Source organism: Mesorhizobium sp. Root102, from assembly GCF_001425625.1.
Taxonomy (GTDB): domain Bacteria; phylum Pseudomonadota; class Alphaproteobacteria; order Rhizobiales; family Rhizobiaceae; genus Mesorhizobium.
Map to the genome: position 1 here is coordinate 122,298 of NZ_LMCP01000002.1, position 20,112 is coordinate 142,409.

Here is a 20,112-nt window from a genome sequence, read left to right on the forward strand (position 1 = left end):
ACTGGGCGAATAGCCTATAGCTAGGACAGCTAGGAGGCGGCGATCTCCGCCGGCTGCGGCGCCTTGCGCTGAAGATTGAGCAGGTTGCCGGCCAGGATCAGCAGCGCGCCGCCGGCGGTGAAGGCGTCGAGCTGCTCGCTATAGAGCAACCAGCCGATCAGCGCCGACAGTGGTACGCGCAGGAAATCCATCGGCGAAATCACGGTCGCTTCGGCATAGCCAAGCGCGCGGGCCATGCAGAAATGCGACGACATGCCGGTGAAGGCGATCAGCACGATCCACGGCCACAGCTCCGGCGGCGGGTTGCGCCAAGTGTAGAGCGCCGGGATGAGGCCGACCACAGACTGGATGATCAGCATCCAGAAGATGATGCGCACGACGCTCTCCGTGCGCGTCAGCGACTTGACCGTGACCACCGAAATGCCGAAGCAGACTGCGGCGCCGAGCACGACGAGATGTCCCGGATCGACCGAGCCGACACCGGGGCGCACGATGATCACCACGCCGATCAGTCCCAGCACGATCGCTGCGATCCTTGGCCGTGAGAGTCTTTCGCCGAGAAAAATCACCGCCAGGATAGCCGTCCAGATCGGTGTGGTGAATTCGATCGAGATCAGTACGGCCAGCGGGATCAGCGTCAAGGCGTAGAGCCAGGCCGCCTGGCCGGAATAGTGGATGACGTTGCGGGCGATATGGGCGACGGGGCGCTGCGTGCGCATGGCTGGAAAGCCGCCGCTCGTCATCACCAGCGGCAGAAGGATGACAAAGCCGATCACCGAGCGCAGTTCCAGCACCTGGAAGACGTTGAGCTCGGCTGTCGTGGCGCGGCCGGCGACAGACATCGCCAGGAACGAGGCGATCGACAGCGCCATCCAGAAAGCGGCCTTGGAGATCGAGGGGGAAGGTGCCATTCGCGCTATGTCGCAGGCCGGGGCTTCCGCCGCAATCGCTAGTCGCTGCATTCTTCTGGGCCAGTCACGCCGAATGGAAGTTGCAGAACAGTGATGTTGCGAGCGGAACCTGAAACGGCAAGGGACGTTGAGTGCCTATAGTCAGCCGTGCCTGCTTTGCGGACCATACTGCCTTTTCAAAATCGACAAGGAGAGCTTTGATGAGATCATTCGCGCAATTTGCGCTTGCTGGCGCTCTGTTGGTTGCGGCAGGCGCCGCGCATGCCGACGAGACCAAATTTCTCCAGTCGTTCAAGGGCAATTTCGCCGGCAAGGGCACTGTCCAGGTGACCACGGATGTGCCGAACGTTGGTGTATCTTGCAGCTTCGAGTCGAATGCGACCTCAACCTCGCTCTCGCTGGATGGCAATTGTCGTGGTCTCGTGGTGGTGTCGCGGGCCATCAGTGCCAATCTGAAGGTCACGGGAGCGAAATACAGCGGCACCTATGTCGGGTCTCGTACAGGGCCGGCACAGCTGAACGGCAGCCGTTCGGGTAGCGCGATCAATCTCGGCATCCGCTGGGCCAAGGAGGTCAATGGTGACCGCAAGGCGCAGATGACGGTCGAGAAGCGAGGCGAGAACGGCATCAGGCTGACCGTCACCGACACCGACCCGAAAACCGGCAAGAGCGTTGTGACGAGCAGGATTGATCTCAGCCGCACCTAAATCTCGACACACGCCATATCAGTCCTCCAGCGGCTCAGGCGGGTGGGCGTCTCGGCCCTTGCCGAAGGTGTAGCCGGTTTCAACCGCCTTGCGGCCGAACTTGTCGCGCAGGGCATCGATGGCGCCTTCGGCCATGGCGCGCTTGCGCGACTGGACGTCAACCAGATCGGGCGGGTCGGCCTTGTCGTCGTCCGAGAGGTCGCTGACGCCGATGCCGAGCAGCCGAAACTTCGTGCCATCGGTTTCCTTGCGCAGAAGCTCCACCCCGGTCTGAAAGATGCGGTCGGCGAGCCGGGTGGGGTCGCCAAGCTGGCGATTGCGCGTGCGCAGCTTGAAATCCTGGGTCTTCAGCTTCAGCACCACGGTGCGCCCGGCAATGCCCGATTTCTTCAGCCGTGCCGAGACCTTTTCCGAAAGCCCCCTCAGCACCGCGACCAGCTCGTCCAGCGACGCGATGTCGGTGTCGAAGGTGGTTTCGGCCGATACGCTCTTGGCGTCCTGGTCGGGATCGACGCGGCGGACGTCCTCGCCGCGCGAAAGGTGGTAGAGCCGGTCGCCCATCGTGCCGTAGCGGCGCATCAGACCGCCACGATCCATCTGCTGCAACTGGCCGATGGTGCGGATGCCGTCGCGCTCCAGCGTGGCGTTGAACGCCTTGCCGACGCCCCAGATCATGGTCACCGGCTGCCCAGCGAGGAAGCCGACCGCCTCGGCTTCGCCGATGACCGAGAAGCCGCGCGGCTTGCGGAAGTCCGAGGCTATCTTGGCGAGGAACTTGCAATAGGACAGGCCGGCCGAAACGGTGATGCCGAGCTCCTTCTCGACCGCCAGCGCAAAGCGCGCCAGAACCACCGCCGGCGGCAGGCCGTGCAGCCGCTCGGTGCCGGCGAGGTCCAGAAACGCCTCGTCGATCGAGAGCGGCTCGACCAGCGGCGTCAGCGCCTGCATCATGGCGCGTACCTCGCGGCCGACGCGCACGTATTTCTCCATGTTGGGGCTGATGACGACTGCCTCGGGGCAGGCTTCGAGCGCCTTGAACATCGGCATCGCCGAGCGCACGCCCTGGATGCGGGCAATGTAGCATGCGGTGGAGACAACGCCGCGCTTGCCGCCGCCGATGATCAGCGGCTTGTCCTTGAGCGCCGGATTGTCGCGCTTTTCGATCGCCGCGTAAAAAGCGTCACAATCGATATGGGCCAGATGCAGCCGATAAAGTTCGGGATGACGCGCAAGCCGGGGGCTGCCGCAACGCTCGCAACGGCGCGTCTGGCTGCGCTGAAACGTCAGGCAGTCGCGGCAAAAACCGTGATCGGGATTGTTGACAGGGGCCGCCATCGCTGCGAACATAAAGAGAACAGAAGCAATGGTACGACAGTGCAAGGCCATCGACAAGGCTGGCCTGGGGAGAACGCATGAGCACGACCATAGCGCCGCTTGCGCCTGAGCTTTGGGCGGAATTCGAGGACCTCTTCGGCAAGCAGGGCGCCTGCTATGGCTGCTGGTGCACGCATTTCCGGTTGGCTCCGGCGGTGCGCCGCGAGAGCAGCCGGGAACGCAACAAGGACCACATCAAGGCGCGAATCGAAGCCGGCCCACCGCCGGGTCTGCTGGCATTCGAGGATGGTCAGGCGGTCGGCTGGATGCAGATCGGACCGCGCGCCGATGTGCCCGAATGGAACAATCAGGGCAGGGGGTCGGCACCGGTCGATCCTGCCGACGCCGCGGATCCGGCCGTCTGGGCAATCTCCTGCTTCTTCATCCGCAGCAAGGCGCGCGGCAGGGGCATCACGCATCGCCTCGTCGAAGGCGGCATCGACTTCGCCCGCCAAAATGGCGCACGGCTGCTCGAGGCGTGCCCGATAGACCTGTCTCGCGATTCGCGTTCGATCGGCCTGTTCGTCGGCTCGTCGCGGGTCTTCGAGAAGGCTGGTTTCGAGAGGCTTGTGGAACGCAAGGCGGGCCGGCCACTGATGCGGCTCGTGCTTTGATCGAGATTGTCCGCCTGGATGCCTGTTGATCTCACCTTGCGGTTGCAGCGGTAATTTCATACCAGACGAACCAAGCATTCCTTGAAGGCCAAAACGGAGAATTCGCGTGAACCGTGCCCTGCCATTCGTGTTCCTTCTTGCGTTGAGTGCACCCGCTTTCGGTCAGACCGTCGACAGCCAGGGTGCGAAGCAATTGTCCGATGACCTGTCCCGCTATGTCGGCAAGCAGGCGATCGACAAAGGCATCCTAAAAGTTTCGCTCGAAGGCGGCGCCTACAAGATCCTGTTTGATTTCAAGGCACTTGCCGCATCATTCCCGGACCAGAAGGTGCTGAGGCTCGATTTTGCGCCCTATGCCTTGATGGTGAAGCCGCGCAGCGATGGGGCCTGGGATGTCTCGATGGATTTTTCGCAAAGCGCCTCCTTCGAGTTCAACGGGCCGGAGGGGCTGCAAAGCACGCAGTTTTCGATCAAGGACGGCAAGGGCTCGGGCGTCTACGATCCCAATCTGGCGGCCTTCACCAGCGGCACCAGTTCGATGGCCAGCATGACCATGGCATCGAAGGATGCCAAGCAGCACATGGAGGCCAGCACTGGGTCCGGCACCGCGACCATCGCCGCGACCAAGTCCGCGACCGGCGGCGTCGATTTCACAACCTCGCAAAAGGTATCGAGTTTTGTCGAAGCGATCAATTTCGACGATCCGGAGAGCGGGTTGAAATTCCCGGTCACCGTAAGGTCACCGGAACTGTCGGTCGAAGCCAGCGGCAAGGGCGTGCGGACAAAGCCGTTGCTCGATCTCCTGGCATTTGCCGTGGCCAATGAGGACGAGGCGACGCTGAAGGCCAACCAGGCGCAGCTCAAATCACTCCTGCTCGCCGCCTTGCCGCTTTGGCAGCGAGTCGAGGGAACCTACGGCTTCAAGGATTTCGCGGTGGAAAGCCCGGTTGGCAATTTCGGCGCCACCCAGCTCAGCACCGCGTTCGGCACCGACGGGGTCGCCCAGAACGGCACGATCACCTATGGTATCAAGGCGTCAGGGCTGACCGTGCCGCAGCAGCTTGTGCCGAGCTGGAGCGTCGCGCTGCTGCCCACCGATATCGACCTGAACTTCGGCGGCGCCAACATCGACCTCGACAGCATGGCGAAGAAGGCGATCGAAGCCTTTGATCTCAATCAGGATCCGCCGCTGACGGCCGAGTTCGGCGAGCAGCTGAAGGCCGACTTCATGGCCAAGACGCCAAAGGTCGTGCTCGGCCACAGCACCGTGAAGAACAAGGACACGGAGATCTCGCTGGAAGGCGAGATGACGTTCCCCGGCGAAAAGCCCGAAGGAAAGGTGACGGTCGATGTCACTGGCTTCGACAAGCTTGTCGAGGGCCTGCAGGAGGCGGCAAAGTCGGAACCGGAGGTGGCGCAATATGTGCCAGTCGCCCTCATGGCGAAAGGTTTTGGCAAGACGCTGCCCGATGGCCGGCTGGAATGGATCGTCAATGCCATGGCCGACGGTTCGGTCACCGTCAATGGCGTCATGCTGAAGCCCGCCGATCCGGCCGTGGACGACAGCGTGGATGACGGTGACGGCGGGGACGACAGCGGTGACGATAGCGGCGGGGCAGGCGCGAAACTCAACCCCTGAGGGCGGGGCTTAGAGCCCCAGCGCCGCTGCAATTTTCGGCGCGGCTTCGGGCCAGTCCTGGACGACGACGATGTCGTCCGTCACCGGCGGCAGGAATGCGCGCAGCGAATTGTCGGCCATCAAATGGATGAGATGCGCGTCATTGACCGAGTTGCGCACCGACGCCAGATTGTGCGGCTGATCGTCGACGAAGACCACCGGCCGGCCGGCTTTGCCGCGCAGCTTGGCCACTGCCGGTCCCTTGGCCATTTCTGTGGTCAGAAGCGGGTAGCTCAGCCCGAGGGCATCGAGATGGGCGCGACGCACAGCACGGTGTCTGTGCGGCATGGCCGTCAGCAAGATGATTTCCGCGCGGTCACCAAGCTCTGCCAGGGCCTCTGCCGCGCCGTCGGTAATGCTCTGCCAATCGGCTTGCGCATCAAAGAAATCGCCCAGGAGCGCCGTGACTTCGGGCTGTTCGATCAGGCGCCCACTGGCCGTCTCGGCAATGTTGCCGGTCAGACGGAAGGAAGCCAGCGTCAGGCCATAGCCGCGCGCCTTCAGGAAATGCGGAAACGGACGAATGAATTCGAGCACGACGTCGTCGACGTCGAGCACCAGCAGCGGCCGGTCGTCGCTCGCAAGTTCCGCGATCTGGCGCACGGTTTCGGGGTCATCGCTCATATCGAATGCTCATGGTTGTCGTCGCCCAGCGGCAGCGCCCGCAAGGCCTTGCCGACAGCGGCCGGCGGCGTGCCGGTTTCCTCGGCAAAGCGCATCAGCGTCGGCTCGTGGGCGAGAATGAACTGCAGGACACCGGCCAGAAAACCCGGCTCGCTGGCGGCTTTGCGGATCGAATGCGCCTCTATGCCGGTGATTGCGAGAAAGCGCGGCAACAGCTCCGGATCGGAAGCGACGAACCCCAGGGCCTTCACGGCAATCGATTCCGCTTCTTCGCGCATTGACGCTGCGTTTGCCATCACTACCTTCGGTGTGTGGAATGAGTCTCTCCCGCAGTAATGGCAAGAGTTGCTTGCGGCAAGCCATTAGAGCGTGGCGCGCCCTTTGGACGCGCAGGGGACGAGGTGGAATTTGCGCTGTTTTCCAGCCGCGGATTTCCGTTTCGTCAATCATATTGCCGTAAAGTGAAGCAGGGTTTGGTGCGTCTAGACATGGGCGCATGACGGTCGCCTTCGAGCGGAAGGACGGCCGGGACGGGAAATCGATGCCGAAGAAGGTCATGATCGTCGAGGACAATGAGCTCAACATGAAGCTCTTTCGGGACCTCATCGAGGCAAGCGGTTACGAGACCGTGCGCACCCGCAACGGTCTGGAAGCGCTCGATCTGGCGCGCCAGCACCGGCCGGATCTCATCCTGATGGATATCCAGCTGCCTGAAGTGTCGGGCCTGGAAGTAACCAAATGGCTGAAGGAGGACGACGAGCTACACGTCATCCCGGTCATAGCGGTGACCGCCTTCGCGATGAAGGGCGACGAGGAACGCATCCGCCAGGGCGGCTGCGAGGCCTATATTTCGAAGCCGATCTCGGTGCCGCGTTTCATCGAAACCATCAAATCCTATCTGGGCGATGCGTAATGTGTCCTTTCAGCCGAGCCGGAGCCTTGTGACATGACCGCACGGATCCTCGTCGTCGACGACATCCCTGCCAATGTGCGGCTGCTGGAAGTGCGGCTGCTGGCCGAATATTTCGAAGTGCTGACCGCCACCAACGGGCCGGATGCGATCGAGACCTGCGAGAATGGCAAGGTCGATGTCGTGCTGCTCGATGTGATGATGCCTGACATGGACGGCTTCGAGGTCTGCCGGCGGCTGAAAAGCGATCCGGCGACATCGCACATTCCTGTGGTGATGATCACCGCGCTCGACCAGGTTTCCGACCGCGTACGTGGGCTCGAGGCCGGCGCCGACGACTTCCTGACCAAGCCGGTCAACGATCTGCAGCTGATGACGCGCGTCAAGAGCCTGGTCCGCCTGAAGTCGCTGACCGACGAGTTGCGGTTGCGCGCCTCGACGACGCGCAACATCGGCATCGAAGAGCTTTTGAGCCGCAATTTCGCGTCCGAGGATACGATTCCGAAAGTGCTTTTGATCGACGAGCGCAAATCATCCGTCGAGCGCATCCAGAAGATGCTGCGCGACCGCGCCGACCTCGATGTCTCCAGCGATCCGCATGCCGGCTTCTTCCAGGCCGCCGAGACGTCCTACGAATGCGTGATGATCTCGACTGCGTTCGCCGATTTCGATCCGCTGAGGCTCTGCTCGCAATTGCGCTCGCTCGATCGCACCCGTTTCGTGCCGATCATTCTTTTGGCGGAGGAGGGTGAGGAGGAACGCATCATTCGCGGCCTCGAACTTGGCATCAACGACTATCTGATGCGGCCGATCGACCAGCAGGAGTTGACGGCACGGCTGCGCACCCAGGTGCGCCGCAAGCGCTACAACGACCAGCTGCGCGCCAGCGTCACCCAGACCATCGAAATGGCGGTGACCGACAGCCTGACCGGGCTGCACAACCGCCGTTATCTCGACAGCCATCTGCAGACGCTGTTCGATCGCGCCGTGGCACGGCGCCGGCCGCTGTCGGTGATGATCACCGACCTCGACCGTTTCAAGGCGATCAACGACGCGCACGGCCATGACGGCGGCGACGAAGTGTTGCGGGAATTTGCGCGGCGGCTGCGCAAGAATGTCAGAGGTATCGACCTTGCCTGCCGTTTTGGCGGCGAGGAGTTCGTCGTGGTGATGCCGGACACCGAGGGTGCGGTGGCCGAGAAAGTGGCAGAACGCATTCGCGCCGAAATTGCCCAGGCGCCTTTTGCCATCGGCCAGGACGGCAAGGCGATCGAAGTCACCGTCAGCGTCGGCGTGTCGTCTGTGCTGAAGGGCGTGGATACGGTGGCGGCGCTGATGAAGCGTGCCGACCTCGCGCTCTACGAAGCCAAAAGCGGCGGCCGCAACCGCGTCGTCGCCAAGGCGGCGTAACCGGTCCAGCCCCGATTATCCAGTCAACCCGACAGGGTTACCCGTTTACCTTAATCCAAGCGATTCGCGAGCCTTGGTTAAGAAACTGTTGATTTTCATAAGCTCTTGCGCGACTGTGCAAGCCAAGACGAAGCCGGCACGAGGATAGACAGCCGGCTCGATCCCCAGAATACCCCATGATGCTCAGGTCCGCCGCATCTCCTGGGTCCGTGGGGTCGGCCGGCCGGCGCTGGCACATAGTGGCCTCCTCGTACCGCTGCCAAACGCCGACCGGCCCCCTTCTTCCAATGAGCATCAGAGTTCCGTGCCAAAGCACGGAAGACTCTGCGTTTTTGCGTGTGAAAATCCGGATATCGTTTTAAGGCCACGACGGCGATGGGCGTTCCGTACGCGCTGTGACTGCGCGAGAAGCTTGTTCGTGGCAGCCAACGATGAGGGGGAAGAGCACCCTTCCATTTCACAGATATGGCGCACAAGGGGCTTGCGGCAAGACCCGGCTCTACCCGTAAACCGCGGCCCAGGCCAGCGGAAAACGGGAGTGGCGAGGATGGATGTGATGTTGCCGGCGTACGGATTGCGACACGCGGTGGTGATCGTCGGGGGCGGTCCGACGGGGTTGATGCTGGCAGGCGAACTGGCGTTGGCGGGCGTCGACGTCGCTATCGTCGAGCGGCGCGATACCCAGGAACTGATCGGCTCGCGCGCGGGCGGCCTGCACGCACGCACCATCGAGGTGCTCGATCAGCGCGGAATCGCCGATCGTTTCCTGTCGCAGGGACAGCCGTCGCCGTCCGTCGGCTTCCACATGATCCGGCTGGACATCAGCGATTTTCCCACGCGGCACAATTATCTGCTGGCGCTGCGGCAAAACCATATCGAGCGGATATTGGCCGACTGGATCGGCGGGTTGCAGGTGCCGATCTGTCGCGGACAGGACGTTACGGGTTTCGCACAGGACGATGGCGGCGTCGATGTGGAACTGGCCGATGGCCAGCGATTGCGGACGCAGTATCTCGTCGGCTGCGACGGAGGACGCAGCGTGATCCGAAAGGCGGCGGGCATCGAGTTCGCTGGACAGGATCCGACGATGAGTTGGATGATCGCCGAGGTCGAGATGGTGCAGGAGCCGGCATGGGGCTTTCGCAGCGACGCCTACGGCATCCATGCGATAGGCAAGATCGAGGAAGGCGGACGGGTCGGTGTCGTGCTGACCGAGAGGCACCTGACCATTGGAGGCGAACCGACGCTGCGCGATCTCAGTGAGGCGCTCGTCGCGGTCTACGGCACTGATTACGGGGTTCGCAACCCTACCTGGCTCTCCCGGTTCACGGACATGACGCGACAGGCTGCCGCTTATCGCGACAGACGCGTACTGCTGGCCGGCGACGCCGCGCATATCCATCCGCCGATGGGCGGGCAGGGGCTCAATATTGGCGTGCAGGAAGCGGTGAACCTTGGCTGGAAACTGGCCCAGGTGGTCAAGCGGATATCACCGGAAGCCCTTCTCGACAGCTATCACGCCGAGCGTCATCCGATCGCCGCTCGCGTTCTCCGCAACGCGAGGGCACAGGTTGCGCTTCGTCGCATGGATGCCAGCACCAAGGCATTGAACGACATCTTTGCCGAGTTGCTTGGCATGGAAGAGCCGCGCAAACGGATCGCTGCGGAGATGTCCGGCCTGGGTGTCCATTATGATCTCGTCGGACATCCGCTGCGTGGGCGGCGAATGCCCGACCTCGACCTGACCACGGTCGGCGGTCCGGTGCGGCTCTTCAGCTTGCTGCACGATGCCCGGCCGCTGCTTCTCAACCTCGGCGAACCAGGCAGGCTGGACATTGCGCCCTGGGCGGATCGGGTTCGGCAGATCGACGCCTTGTATGCCGGTGTCTGGGAACTCCCGGTGCTCGGGACGGTCGCCGCGCCCGATGCCGTTTTGATCCGGCCCGATGGTTATGTGGCTTGGGTTGGGGTGGGAAGCCGAGATGGGCTGGCTGACGCGCTGACCACTTGGTTCGGGCCGCCTGCTGCCGCGGGTTAGCAGGCACGCTCGAAGAGGGCTCGCCCGACCGCTTGAAGCGCTTACGTCGCAGCCCTCAACAGCCCGAAGGCGGACGGGTCTCCTGACAATCGATTGACAGGAGTTTCCATCCGTGCAGAAATTGGTTGGACCATTGGACCACTTGGAGTTGATTTGGACCAGAACAGCCTGCCACCCATTCAGACGACGGCGCGCGATGACGCCGTGTTGAAGGCGTTGGTGGGCTTTGTCCGCGCCGAGGCTTTGCAGCCGGGCGAGCGGCTTCCGACCGAGCGTATTCTGGCCGAGCGGCTGAAGGTCAGCCGCAACACCGTGCGCGAGGCGCTGACTCGCTGGGAAGGTCTCGGCCTCGTCGAGCGCCGGCAAGGCAGCGGCACCTATCTCAAGGTTGCCGTCTCACACGATATGCTGCACATGCCTCTGACGCTGGCGGGCGGCAATGATTTCACCAGCCTGATGCAGACGATGGAGATCCGTCGCGCGCTGGAAGCGGAGGCCGCAGCCCTTTGCGCCGAACGCGCCAGCCAGACAGATATCGCCGAAATCGCGCACAAGCTCGACGTCATGGAGCAGGCGTTCCGCACGCGCGACGGCATGTCGTCGGAAGAGGATTGGGAGTTCCACCAGGCGATCTACCGGGCCTCGGGCAATCCGCTGTTCGAGCAGATCATCGCCGCCATGTACGAATTGTTCCACCGCTTCTGGGAGCATCCGCTCGGCGTGCGCGACTTCGGCCATGCCAGCTTTTCCTATCACCGCACCATCTACGAACGCATTGCCGCGCGCGACCCGCAGGGCGCCCGCGCCGAGGCGCTCAAGCTGATCGCCACCGTCGAGGACGACTTGAAACGCGGTGCCGCCAAACTCAAACTTTCGAGCCAGACATGAACGAGCATCCATCCGGTTTCGATCACGACTATCTTGCCGAGGCGGCGACACTGCTGGCGCATGACGAGCCGTTCCCCGGCGGTGCGGTGGTGCCGCCGATCTACCAGACCTCGCTGTTCACCTTCGCCAACTATGCCGAGATGGCCGATACCTTTGCCGGCAAACGAAAGCAGCCGATCTACTCGCGTGGCGACAATCCGACAGTGATGGAGTTCGAGGCGCGTGTGGCCGCGCTCGAAGGTGCCGAGGCGGCGCGCGGCTTTTCCAGCGGCATGGCGGCGATAAGTGCCACGGTGCTTGCCTTTGTCGGTGCGGGTGAGCGCATCGTGGCGGTGCGCAATTGCTATGGTGATGCCTACCGGCTTTTCGAGCGGCTGTTGCCGCGGCTCAACATCAAGGTCGACTATGTCGACGGCTCCGACCCGGATGCGGTGGCCGCGGCGCTTCCCGGCGCCAAGCTGCTCTATCTGGAAAGCCCGACCTCGATGATGTTCGAGTTGCAGGACATCGCGCATCTGACGCGGTTGGCCAAGGAACAGGGCATCGTCACCACCATCGACAATTCCTGGGCGACGCCGGTGTTCCAGAAGCCGATCACGCATGGCGTCGACCTGGTGCTGCATTCGGCCTCGAAATACCTTGGTGGCCACAGCGACACCGTCGCCGGCGTCGTGGCGGGGTCGGCCGCTCATATCAAGCACATCAACGAGCAGACCTATTCGTATCTCGGCGGCAAGCTGTCGCCGTTCGAGGCGTGGCTTTTGCTGCGTGGCCTGCGCACGCTGCCGCTGCGCCTGCCGCACCACATGAAGAGCGGCCTGGCCATCGCCGAACGGCTGAAGGCGCATGCCAATGTCGAGCGGGTCAACCATCCCGTCTATTCGAACCATCCGGGCAAGGCGACGCTGGCTGGCTATGCCGGTCTGTTCTCCTTCGAGGTGACGGACGATATCGACATCCCCGTTTTCGTCGACGCGCTGAAATATTTCCGCATCGGCGTCAGCTGGGGCGGGCATGAAAGCCTGGTCGTGCCGGCCAAGGCGTCGCTGGAGCAGACGCCGGGCCTGAATTCGATGGCGCGCTTCGGCGTCAGCCCCCGAACCATCCGCTTCAATGTCGGATTGGAAAGTGTCGAAGACCTGTGGGCGGATGTGGCCCAGGCCTTCGAAAAAGCCAGAAAATAACAAGCGGGTTCAAAATGGGAGTCTTGAACATGAAAAAACTGACCGTCATGCTAGCCGCCGTTGCGGGACTAGCGATTTCCGCCGGAAGTGCGCTGGCCGATTCGACCCTGAAAATGGTCGAAGTCATCACCAGCCCGCCACGCACCGAATTCCTGAAGAAGCAGATCGCCGAGTTCGAAACGGCCAATCCGGGCGTCAAGGTCGAGCTGATCTCGTTGCCCTGGGGCCAGGCTTTCGAAAAGTTCCTGACCATGGTGCAGGCCGGCGATACGCCCGACATCGTCGAGATGCCAGAGCGCTGGATGGGCCTCTATGCCAACAATGCCCAGCTCGAGGATCTCGGCCCCTACATGGCCAAGTGGGACGACGCCAAGACGCTTGGCGAGCGCGCCAAGCAGTTCGGCTCGACTGTCAACAACACCCAGTTCATGATCCCCTACGGCTATTATGTGAACGCGCTGTTCTGGAACAAGAAACTGTTCAAGGAGGCCGGCCTTGATGGCCCGCCGGCGACACTCGATGATTTCATCGCCGATTCCAAGAAGATTTCCGCGCTCCCGGGGAAGTATGGCTACTGCCTGCGCGGCGGGCCTGGCGCCTTCAACGGCATGCACATGTTCATGAACATCGCCGCCGGCAAGGGGGGCTACTTCAACGAGGACGGCACCTCGACCATCAACGAAGAAGGCTCGGTCAAGGGCCTGCAGATGCTGGCCGACATGTACAAGGACGGCCTGGCGCCGAAGGACGCGGTGAGCTGGGGCTTCAACGAAACGGTCACCGGCTTCTATTCCGGCACCTGCGCCATGCTCAACCAGGATCCGGACGCTCTGCTTGGTATCGCCGACAAGATGAGCGCCGACGACTTCGCGGTGGCGCCATTGCCGGTCGGGCCGAGCGGTAAGTCCTATCCGACGCTGGGCTATGCCGGCTGGGCGATGTTTGCCAATTCGCAGCACAAGGACGACGCGTGGAAGCTGATGGCGACGCTTTTGTCGCCGAAGGATAATCTGGAATGGGCCAAGGAAGTCGGCGTCGTCCCGATCCACAACGGCGCCGACCAGGATCCCCATTTCAAGACCGAGCAGTTCAAGGGCTGGTTCACGGAGCTCAGCGACACCTCCAAATATGAAATGGTGACCCCGCCGACGCATCTGGAGAACCTCGGCAACTTCGTCGACCAGGTGGCGATCAAGAACTTCCAGGAAGTGCTGCTTGGCCAGAAGACGGCCAAGGATGTCGCCGACCAATGGGCTGCCTTCCTGACCAAGGAACAGCAGGACTGGCTGGCGAAGAACAAGAAGTAGTTTTCCTTCCCTTCTCCCCGTTCACGGGGAGGAGGTGGCCCAATAGGGCCGGATGAGGGCGACGCTATGCCTCGATAGGTTCGCGCTGCCCCTCATCTGCCTGCCGGCATCTTCTCCCCGTATAGTGACGGGGAGAAGGACGCTGTCCCCGACGCCGCTCCAGGGAAACGACCCGCAGCCCATGACCTACGCCGTGTCCGAAATACGATCCGCCGGCAAGCCGCGTCGCAAGCGGCTATCCCGCGCCGCAATCGAGCCATGGCTCTATCTCAGCCCGGCGATCGTCCTTCTGGTCGTGGTGCTCTTGGTGCCGCTGATCGTCGGCATCAGCTACTCATTTCGCAAGTTCTCCGCCTTCAAGTCCGAATATGTCGGGCTCGGGCAGTACCAGGCGATGCTGTCGGATCAGGTGCTGGGGCAGGCGCTGGTCAACACGCTGTGGTGGACCGTCGCCAGCCTTTTCTTCCAGTTTTTCCTCGGGCTTGGCCTGGCGCTGCTGCTCGACAAGCCGTTTCGTGGCCGCAAGGTGGTACAGGCCCTGGTATTCCTGCCCTGGGCGGTGCCGTCCTTCCTGTCGGGCCTGACCTGGGCCTGGCTGTTCAATCCGATCATCGGCCCGTTGCCGCACTGGCTGTTTGCATTGGGGCTGAAGGCCGAGCCGACCAATGTGCTGTCCGATCCGTCAACCGCTATGTGGGGGCCGATCGTCGCCAATATCTGGTTCGGCATTCCGTTCTTCGCCATCACGCTTTTGGCGGCGCTGAAATCCATTCCATCGGAACTGCATGAGGCAGCGGCCATCGACGGCGCTTCGCCCTGGCAACGCTTCACCAAGGTGACGTTGCCGTTCCTGGCCCCGACCATCGCCATCACCGTCATGTTGCGCACCATCTGGATCGCCACCTTCGCCGACCTGATCTTCGTCATGACCGAGGGCGGGCCAGCCGGCTCGACCAACACGGTGCCTGTCTACATCTATGTCAGCGCCTTCAAGTCGCTGGACAAGGGCTATGCGTCGGCGGTGGCCGTGCTGCTGCTTGTCCTGCTCATTGCCTATGCGATTGCGCTGATCGGCATCCGCCGCACCCTGGTGAGGCACGTGTGATGATCGCAGGACGTTCAACCTCGCAGCGCTTCTTCGGTGGCCTCGGCCTCTACGCGGCAATCGCTGCTTATGTGCTGTTTGCCCTGTTTCCGATCTATTGGACGCTGAAGATCTCGGTCACGCCGGAGCGGCTTCTCTATTCCGAAGGCATCACCTTCTGGCCGTCGCATATGACGCTGCAGAATTTCGTCACCGTGCTCGAGGCCACCGATTTCCCGCGCTATTTCCTCAACAGCGTCATCGTCTCGGTCTCGACGGCCGCACTGGTGACGATCATCGCCACCCTCGCCGGTTATGCCATGTCGCGCTTCACCTTCCGCGGCAAGGCGGCACTTGCGCTGATGTTGCTTTTGACCCAGACCTTTCCGCTGGTGATGGTCATTCCGCCGATCTACCGCGTGATGGGTCAGATCGGCCTGATCAACAGCCTGACCGGGCTGATCATCATCTACACCGCCTTCAACACGGCCTTTGCCACTTTCCTGATGCAGTCGTTCTTCGACGGCATCCCGAAGGACCTGGAGGAAGCGGCTATGATCGACGGCTGCACCCGCGCGCAGGCGATGCGCAAGGTGATCGTGCCGTTGACGCTGCCCGGCATGGGCGCAACGCTCGGCTTTGTCTTCACCGCCGCCTGGAGCGAGCTTTTGTTCGCGCTGATGCTGATTTCCAGTGACGACCAGAAGACCTTCGCGGTCGGCCTGCTCACCTTCATCGGCAAGTTCGCCGTCGACTGGGGACAGATGATGGCGGCATCCATCCTGGCGCTGATCCCGGTCTGTGTCTTCTTCGCCTTCCTGCAACGCTATCTCGTCACCGGCCTGACCGCCGGCGCCGTCAAAGGATAGATCGATGGCATCTGTTACGCTCGAAAAGGTCCGCAAGGATTATGGCGCCGTCCGCGTCCTGCACGCGGTCGACCTTGAAATCGCCGATGGCGAGTTCGTCGTCCTCGTCGGGCCGTCAGGCTGCGGCAAGTCCACGCTCTTGCGCATGATCGCCGGGCTGGAGGAAGCTTCCGGCGGCGAGATCCGCATCGGCGAGCGGCTGGTCAATGACGTAGCACCCAAGGACCGCGACATCGCCATGGTGTTCCAGTCCTACGCGCTCTATCCGCATATGGACGTGTCGAAGAACATGGGCTTCAGCTTGCTTTTGAAGAAGGCGGAGAAGTCGACGATCGACGCGAGGGTGGACGGCGCCGCCAAGCGGCTCGGGCTCGACACCTTCCTGCAACGCCTGCCGCGGCAATTGTCCGGCGGCCAGCGCCAGCGCGTCGCCATGGGCCGCGCGATCGTGCGCGACCCCAAGGTTTTCCTGTTCGACGAGCCGCTGTCGAACCTCGACGCCAAGCTGCGCGTTCATATGCGCGCAGAGATCAAGGCGCTGCACCAGCAGCTGAAGACGACATCGGTTTATGTCACGCACGACCAGATCGAGGCGATGACCATGGCCGACCGGATCGTCGTCATGCATGACGGGCTGATCCAGCAGGTCGGCGCGCCGCTCGATCTCTATGACCGACCGGCCAACATGTTCGTCGCCGGTTTCATCGGTTCACCCGGCATGAATTTTCTGCCGGCGACGGTTCGTCAGCGTGGTACGCCGGAGGCCGTCCTGGCCGATGGCCAGGCGCTGCGCCTGCCGGAAGGCCTGCCGCTGAAGCACGGTGACGCCATCACCGTCGGATTGCGGCCCGAGCATATCCGGCTGGCAGATGACGGCGCGTTGAAGGGCGAGGTTGGTGTGGTGGAGCCGCTCGGGCTTTCGACGCAGTTCTACGTCAAGCTGGCCAGCCAGCAGCTTTGCGTGTTTGCCATGGGCCGCGCCGGCGTGAAGCCCGGCGACGTGGTGCGGCTGGCCGCCGACCCGGAGTCGCCGCATCTGTTCGATCCGAAAAGCGGTGATCGCATCGGCTGAGGAAACTCGGCCCGGGGTGAGGGCGCTCGGGACGCGATCGACCAGTTGCACATCTACACAGGGCGCCGAACCCGCCGAAAGGCAGGGCCTGCAGATTACGAATGGTCGCATCAGGCGCGGAGATCGGGTGGGAAATAGAAGGGAAGGTTATATCTCGATTGACTAAAATAATGGAACGTCCAACAGACATTTCCAGAACCGAACAGGACCCCTCAGACCTTTGCGTGTAGTGCGCAAGACTTTAGTCCCGCCGCCTTCTGAAAAGAACGGAAGTCAATTCGTAACGAAGTAGGGCCGCCGTGCCAGAGGTCAATACCGGCGGCTGCATCCGCAAATATGGGCGAATCGGTGGTGTGCGGGTATGGTGCGATCGCGGAAGGGAACTGTGGCGTCTAACCGCGAGGGTTTCTTTTAGGCAACGGCGAGCTGTCCATTGGGTTCTCGGCCGACTTGGCTGATCGCCGCTCCTTTAGCCACAAGGACTTCTTTCTTCTTGCCAGAATTTCGTCTCGAACGCTGTCTTCGGCGGTCACTCCGCCATGCGTCGCGGCAATCGCGTAGTCGGCTCTGTTGGTTCGGTAGTCGCCTTTTTGAATGGACATCGTTTTCTCCCTGGTCGAGGCATTCCCCCCTTGGCCTGACGCTGAAACTAACTGCCTATCCATCGTGCGAGTCTACCAATTGGCGATTGTATTAAAACGATACACTCCGCAGGTGTGGTGATGGCGCGAGGTGAATGGCGTGCGGCGCGTGGAAATGTGCGAGGTGCGCGACCTCATGATTTCAGGCGAAAGCGCTCCCTGCCGGCCTGACCACTTCATTGCATCGCACGCACGAGAGAAGCCCGCCTTGCGCGGGGGACGTTTTTTCATTGACCCGGTTGGGATTATTGCTGAGGTGCCGCGGCAGCCTTGGAGCCTGCGGCGCAGGTTCTGTAGAAGGTGCAGGGGGATTATCGGGTGCGGGCTGAGGTGCAGGCTGGGCTGCCTCCTAGGTCAAAACTTGGTCAGTCCTGGCCTTGATCTCGTCGGCCGTCTGCTGGCTTATCACCCCGTTACTGACGGCAAAGCCAGCAGCCTGAGCAACAAGGGCTGCAATGATTGCAGCTTTCAACTTCTTCGACATTCGTCGGGGCCTTGTTCATGACACCCCGGCCAGCCCACGATTAAGGGTGCCGCAACCATCGCGGACGGTCAATCCTTTTGGCTGGAGGCTTTGCACGGATGCAATGAAATCAATCCGTTATAAACGAAAAACGCCGCCCACTGGGCGGCGTTTCGGTATTGCAGAGGGGAAACCCAGATTACTTGATCTTGGTTTCCTTGAATTCGACGTGTTTCTTGGCGACCGGGTCGTACTTGCGGAACGAGAGCTTATCCGTCTTGGTACGGCTGTTCTTGCTGGTCACGTAGAAGAAACCGGTGTCGGCGGTCGACAGAAGCTTGATCTTGATGTTTGCGGCTTTGGCCATGATATCAGTCCGTTATGTTCGTGGGGTTTTGGCCGCTGGAGCACGGGGAAACACCCGGACGCGGGAAACTTGGCGCGACACATAAAGAACGCGCCCGGAAAGTCAAGCCCGGCTGACCTCATACGACCCACCGGGGCCGGCCGGTGGCTTCAAATCATGCGGTTTCTGTCGCCGATGCCGCAACCTTCTTCCAGTCTCCGGTTGTGTTCCACCAGCGATTCGGATTGGCGCGGTCGTCCAGCCCTTTGGAACGGCTGGCGAGAATCGGCTGAATGCGGATCACCGGTTCCTGGTAGGAATGTGCCTGGAAAATCGCCTCGACGACGCGGGCGGCCAGCGGCTGGTCGTCCGGCAGTTCGAAGGAGACCTCGACCGTGCCGGGGCGCCGCCGCAGTTCCGTTTCGGCGCCGGCGGCCGCACCGTCAAGCGGCCTGTAGCGTTCGATGCCGTGCGCCGACTGATAGGCATTGCGGTCGTATTTGCCCATGGCCAGCGGTGCGATCGCGACGACCGCGTCCATGATGCGGTCGACATCGGCGGCCGGGGCCTGGAAGGTCACGAGCAAAAGCAGTGTCATTTGTAGCGATGTGGTTTCAAAGCCGCTGTCGATCATGGAAGTGTCCTCAAGTGTTTTGGGACACCCTTTTAGCCCTGTGCTCCTGACACGGTTCTGTCAGCAGCCTTGTCATCGGCCAATGCGAGTGACGGGCAGTCGCGCTAGAGGAGGATCTTGCGGACCAGCCTGACGGCGACCAAAGCAATGTAGGCGGCGAAGAACAGGCCGAGTGACCAGCCAAAGCCGGATGGACCGAACGCATCCATGCCGATGCCGATCGCTTGCGGGCCGAGCACCATGCCGACGCCGTAGCACAGCACGAAGGCAGCGTTGGCCGACGCCAGTTCGTGGCCGGAAAGCTGCGAGCCGAGATGGGCAAGGCCGATCGTGTACATGGCAGCGACGACGCCGCCCCAGACGAACAGAAGCGCGGCCATCAAATGCCAATTCTGGGCGAAGAGGGGCATGAAGACCGTGCCGGCAAGACCGACCATGGCGCAGGCAATCAGCAGATAACGGCGGTCGCTGACGCGGTCGCTGATCATGCCGATCGGGATCTGCAACAGCACGTTGCCTAGACCGATCATGGTCAGGAGAAGGGCGGCGTCGGCTTCGGAATAGCCGATACGGCTGCCGTAGATCGGGAACAGCGCAAAGCCGCCGGTTTCCACCGCGCCGAACACCAGCACGGCAGCGGTTGCCGACGGCACCAGCCAGATGTAGCGCAGAAATTTGCTGGTTTCGCCGTCGGAGGCGATCGTCGGGCTTTCGTTGCGCGCTGCCAGCACGGGTATGGCTGCCAGCGTCACCAGGCCGATGATGACGCCGAATGGCCTGAAGCCGGAACTGCCGAGATGAGCGAACAGCCACGGCCCCGCGGCAAAGCCGAGCGACAGAACCGTGGCGTAAATACCGAGGACAAGGCCGCGCCGATGTGGCGGCGCCGAGGTGCTGATCCAGAATTCAGACAGGATGAACAGCACGGTCAACGCGATGTGCAGCACGATGCGCAGCGGGAACCACATCCAGAAATCGGGTGCGAAATGGAAGCCGACAAAGGCCAGCGCGCCGGCGGCGATCATGGCGATCATGGTCCAGGCGACGCCGAAGCGCATGGCGAGCGGGGTCGCCAGCGGCGCACCGGCGATCGAGGCGAGGCCGGCGACGGCCGTGTTGAGGCCGATCATGGAGGCCGAATGGCCGCGTGTTTCGAGGATGACGCTGAGCAATGGCATGCCAAGGCCGATGGCGATGCCGACGACACTGATCGACGAGATCGCCGCCACCATTGGCAGCCAGTGTACGCGTTCGTCGCCCTGTGGTTGGGTATCGACCGTCATGGATGCTGAATACTCTGTCTTTTTGATCTTACGCAATTCCGGACGGAAAACCGCGTCACACTTTTCCTGGAATTG

General features: G+C 62.2%; 21 protein-coding genes. 12 read left to right on the plus strand and 9 right to left on the minus strand.

Annotated features, from left to right (window positions below):
• Positions 1-29 precede the first annotated feature (29 nt).
• Positions 30-911 (minus strand): DMT family transporter, encoded by an 882-nt coding sequence (locus tag ASD12_RS04010; RefSeq protein WP_056582147.1) that lies wholly within the window; start codon positions 909-911, stop codon positions 30-32.
• Positions 912-1,111: 200 nt separating this feature from the next.
• Between ASD12_RS04010 and ASD12_RS04015 the strand changes: the two genes are divergently transcribed.
• Positions 1,112-1,618: a hypothetical protein gene (locus tag ASD12_RS04015; RefSeq protein ID WP_056582149.1), complete on the plus strand. Its 507-nt coding sequence runs from the start codon at positions 1,112-1,114 to the stop codon at positions 1,616-1,618.
• A gap of 18 nt (positions 1,619-1,636) precedes the next feature.
• On the opposite strand, the gene ASD12_RS04020 is transcribed toward ASD12_RS04015, so the two are convergent.
• The gene (locus ASD12_RS04020) at positions 1,637-2,965 is read right to left on the minus strand and encodes a DNA polymerase IV (protein ID WP_056582151.1); all 1,329 of its coding nucleotides are present in this window, start codon (positions 2,963-2,965) and stop codon (positions 1,637-1,639) included.
• Between the two features lie 65 nt (positions 2,966-3,030).
• Between ASD12_RS04020 and ASD12_RS04025 the strand changes: the two genes are divergently transcribed.
• Together ASD12_RS04025 and ASD12_RS04030 are read left to right on the plus strand one after the other, a co-directional pair.
• Entirely contained in the window at positions 3,031-3,606 is a 576-nt protein-coding gene (locus ASD12_RS04025; protein WP_056582153.1) for a GNAT family N-acetyltransferase, read from the plus strand.
• Positions 3,607-3,712: 106 nt separating this feature from the next.
• Entirely contained in the window at positions 3,713-5,245 is a 1,533-nt protein-coding gene (locus ASD12_RS04030) for a hypothetical protein (RefSeq protein ID WP_056582155.1), read from the plus strand.
• A gap of 9 nt (positions 5,246-5,254) precedes the next feature.
• On the opposite strand, the gene ASD12_RS04035 is transcribed toward ASD12_RS04030, so the two are convergent.
• A complete protein-coding gene (locus tag ASD12_RS04035; protein WP_056582157.1) occupies positions 5,255-5,908 on the minus strand; it encodes a hypothetical protein in 654 nt (217 codons plus the stop codon).
• Positions 5,905-6,204, minus strand: a complete 300-nt coding sequence (locus ASD12_RS04040; protein ID WP_056582159.1) for a DUF3572 domain-containing protein — start codon at positions 6,202-6,204, stop codon at positions 5,905-5,907. The genes ASD12_RS04035 and ASD12_RS04040 overlap by 4 nt, the downstream gene beginning before the upstream one ends.
• A 260-nt stretch (positions 6,205-6,464) precedes the next feature.
• Between ASD12_RS04040 and ASD12_RS04045 the strand changes: the two genes are divergently transcribed.
• The 9 genes from ASD12_RS04045 to ugpC all read left to right on the plus strand — a co-directional run bounded on the left by ASD12_RS04045 (position 6,465) and on the right by ugpC (position 16,670).
• Entirely contained in the window at positions 6,465-6,821 is a 357-nt protein-coding gene (locus ASD12_RS04045) for a response regulator (protein ID WP_274533729.1), read from the plus strand.
• Positions 6,822-6,854: 33 nt separating this feature from the next.
• Complete coding sequence (locus ASD12_RS04050; protein ID WP_056582160.1) at positions 6,855-8,228, plus strand: PleD family two-component system response regulator; 1,374 nt, start codon at positions 6,855-6,857, stop codon at positions 8,226-8,228.
• Positions 8,229-8,775: 547 nt separating this feature from the next.
• Positions 8,776-10,266, plus strand: a complete 1,491-nt coding sequence (locus tag ASD12_RS04055) for an FAD-dependent monooxygenase (protein WP_082525244.1) — start codon at positions 8,776-8,778, stop codon at positions 10,264-10,266.
• 153 nt (positions 10,267-10,419) lie between these two features.
• Positions 10,420-11,154 (plus strand): FadR/GntR family transcriptional regulator, encoded by a 735-nt coding sequence (locus tag ASD12_RS04060; RefSeq protein WP_056582162.1) that lies wholly within the window; start codon positions 10,420-10,422, stop codon positions 11,152-11,154.
• A complete protein-coding gene (locus ASD12_RS04065) occupies positions 11,151-12,338 on the plus strand; it encodes a PLP-dependent transferase (RefSeq protein WP_056582164.1) in 1,188 nt (395 codons plus the stop codon). Before ASD12_RS04060 ends, ASD12_RS04065 begins: the two co-directional genes overlap by 4 nt.
• Positions 12,339-12,367: 29 nt before the next feature.
• On the plus strand, positions 12,368-13,645 hold the full coding sequence (locus ASD12_RS04070; RefSeq protein ID WP_056582394.1) for a sugar ABC transporter substrate-binding protein: 1,278 nt from the start codon (positions 12,368-12,370) through the stop codon (positions 13,643-13,645).
• A gap of 181 nt (positions 13,646-13,826) precedes the next feature.
• A complete protein-coding gene (locus ASD12_RS04075) occupies positions 13,827-14,750 on the plus strand; it encodes a sugar ABC transporter permease (protein ID WP_056582166.1) in 924 nt (307 codons plus the stop codon).
• Positions 14,750-15,598, plus strand: coding sequence for a carbohydrate ABC transporter permease (locus tag ASD12_RS04080; RefSeq protein WP_056582168.1), 849 nt, complete (start codon positions 14,750-14,752; stop codon positions 15,596-15,598). The genes ASD12_RS04075 and ASD12_RS04080 overlap by 1 nt, the downstream gene beginning before the upstream one ends.
• Before the next feature lie 4 nt (positions 15,599-15,602).
• Complete coding sequence (ugpC, locus tag ASD12_RS04085) at positions 15,603-16,670, plus strand: sn-glycerol-3-phosphate ABC transporter ATP-binding protein UgpC (protein ID WP_056582170.1); 1,068 nt, start codon at positions 15,603-15,605, stop codon at positions 16,668-16,670.
• A gap of 392 nt (positions 16,671-17,062) precedes the next feature.
• Here ugpC and ASD12_RS04090 read toward each other — a convergent pair whose 3' ends face one another.
• From ASD12_RS04090 to ASD12_RS04105, 5 genes are all read right to left on the minus strand, one after another.
• Complete coding sequence (locus ASD12_RS04090) at positions 17,063-17,272, minus strand: hypothetical protein (RefSeq protein WP_056582173.1); 210 nt, start codon at positions 17,270-17,272, stop codon at positions 17,063-17,065.
• A 388-nt stretch (positions 17,273-17,660) separates the two neighbouring features.
• Positions 17,661-17,795, minus strand: coding sequence for a hypothetical protein (locus ASD12_RS35705; protein ID WP_280139534.1), 135 nt, complete (start codon positions 17,793-17,795; stop codon positions 17,661-17,663).
• A gap of 178 nt (positions 17,796-17,973) precedes the next feature.
• A complete protein-coding gene (gene rpmG / locus ASD12_RS04095; RefSeq protein ID WP_006201775.1) occupies positions 17,974-18,141 on the minus strand; it encodes a 50S ribosomal protein L33 in 168 nt (55 codons plus the stop codon).
• A 154-nt stretch (positions 18,142-18,295) separates the two neighbouring features.
• Positions 18,296-18,754 carry a hypothetical protein gene (locus tag ASD12_RS04100; protein ID WP_056582175.1) on the minus strand — a complete coding sequence of 153 codons (459 nt, stop codon included), beginning with the start codon at positions 18,752-18,754 and terminating at the stop codon, positions 18,296-18,298.
• A 104-nt stretch (positions 18,755-18,858) separates the two neighbouring features.
• The gene (locus tag ASD12_RS04105) at positions 18,859-20,037 is read right to left on the minus strand and encodes an MFS transporter (protein ID WP_056582396.1); all 1,179 of its coding nucleotides are present in this window, start codon (positions 20,035-20,037) and stop codon (positions 18,859-18,861) included.
• Positions 20,038-20,112: the final 75 nt, after the last annotated feature.

Coding starts and splice junctions, on each gene's coding strand:
- ASD12_RS04010 (WP_056582147.1), bottom strand. CDS start 911: ATGGCACCTTCCCCCTCGATCTCCAAGGCCGCTTTCTGGATGGCGCTG.
- ASD12_RS04015 (WP_056582149.1), top strand. CDS start 1,112: ATGAGATCATTCGCGCAATTTGCGCTTGCTGGCGCTCTGTTGGTTGCG.
- ASD12_RS04020 (WP_056582151.1), bottom strand. CDS start 2,965: ATGTTCGCAGCGATGGCGGCCCCTGTCAACAATCCCGATCACGGTTTT.
- ASD12_RS04025 (WP_056582153.1), top strand. CDS start 3,031: ATGAGCACGACCATAGCGCCGCTTGCGCCTGAGCTTTGGGCGGAATTC.
- ASD12_RS04035 (WP_056582157.1), bottom strand. CDS start 5,908: ATGAGCGATGACCCCGAAACCGTGCGCCAGATCGCGGAACTTGCGAGC.
- ASD12_RS04040 (WP_056582159.1), bottom strand. CDS start 6,204: ATGGCAAACGCAGCGTCAATGCGCGAAGAAGCGGAATCGATTGCCGTG.
- ASD12_RS04045 (WP_274533729.1), top strand. CDS start 6,465: ATGATCGTCGAGGACAATGAGCTCAACATGAAGCTCTTTCGGGACCTC.
- ASD12_RS04050 (WP_056582160.1), top strand. CDS start 6,855: ATGACCGCACGGATCCTCGTCGTCGACGACATCCCTGCCAATGTGCGG.
- ASD12_RS04055 (WP_082525244.1), top strand. CDS start 8,776: ATGGATGTGATGTTGCCGGCGTACGGATTGCGACACGCGGTGGTGATC.
- ASD12_RS04065 (WP_056582164.1), top strand. CDS start 11,151: ATGAACGAGCATCCATCCGGTTTCGATCACGACTATCTTGCCGAGGCG.
- ASD12_RS04070 (WP_056582394.1), top strand. CDS start 12,368: ATGAAAAAACTGACCGTCATGCTAGCCGCCGTTGCGGGACTAGCGATT.
- ASD12_RS04075 (WP_056582166.1), top strand. CDS start 13,827: ATGACCTACGCCGTGTCCGAAATACGATCCGCCGGCAAGCCGCGTCGC.
- ASD12_RS04080 (WP_056582168.1), top strand. CDS start 14,750: ATGATCGCAGGACGTTCAACCTCGCAGCGCTTCTTCGGTGGCCTCGGC.
- ugpC (WP_056582170.1), top strand. CDS start 15,603: ATGGCATCTGTTACGCTCGAAAAGGTCCGCAAGGATTATGGCGCCGTC.
- ASD12_RS04090 (WP_056582173.1), bottom strand. CDS start 17,272: ATGTCCATTCAAAAAGGCGACTACCGAACCAACAGAGCCGACTACGCG.
- ASD12_RS35705 (WP_280139534.1), bottom strand. CDS start 17,795: ATGTCGAAGAAGTTGAAAGCTGCAATCATTGCAGCCCTTGTTGCTCAG.
- rpmG (WP_006201775.1), bottom strand. CDS start 18,141: ATGGCCAAAGCCGCAAACATCAAGATCAAGCTTCTGTCGACCGCCGAC.
- ASD12_RS04100 (WP_056582175.1), bottom strand. CDS start 18,754: ATGATCGACAGCGGCTTTGAAACCACATCGCTACAAATGACACTGCTT.
- ASD12_RS04105 (WP_056582396.1), bottom strand. CDS start 20,037: ATGACGGTCGATACCCAACCACAGGGCGACGAACGCGTACACTGGCTG.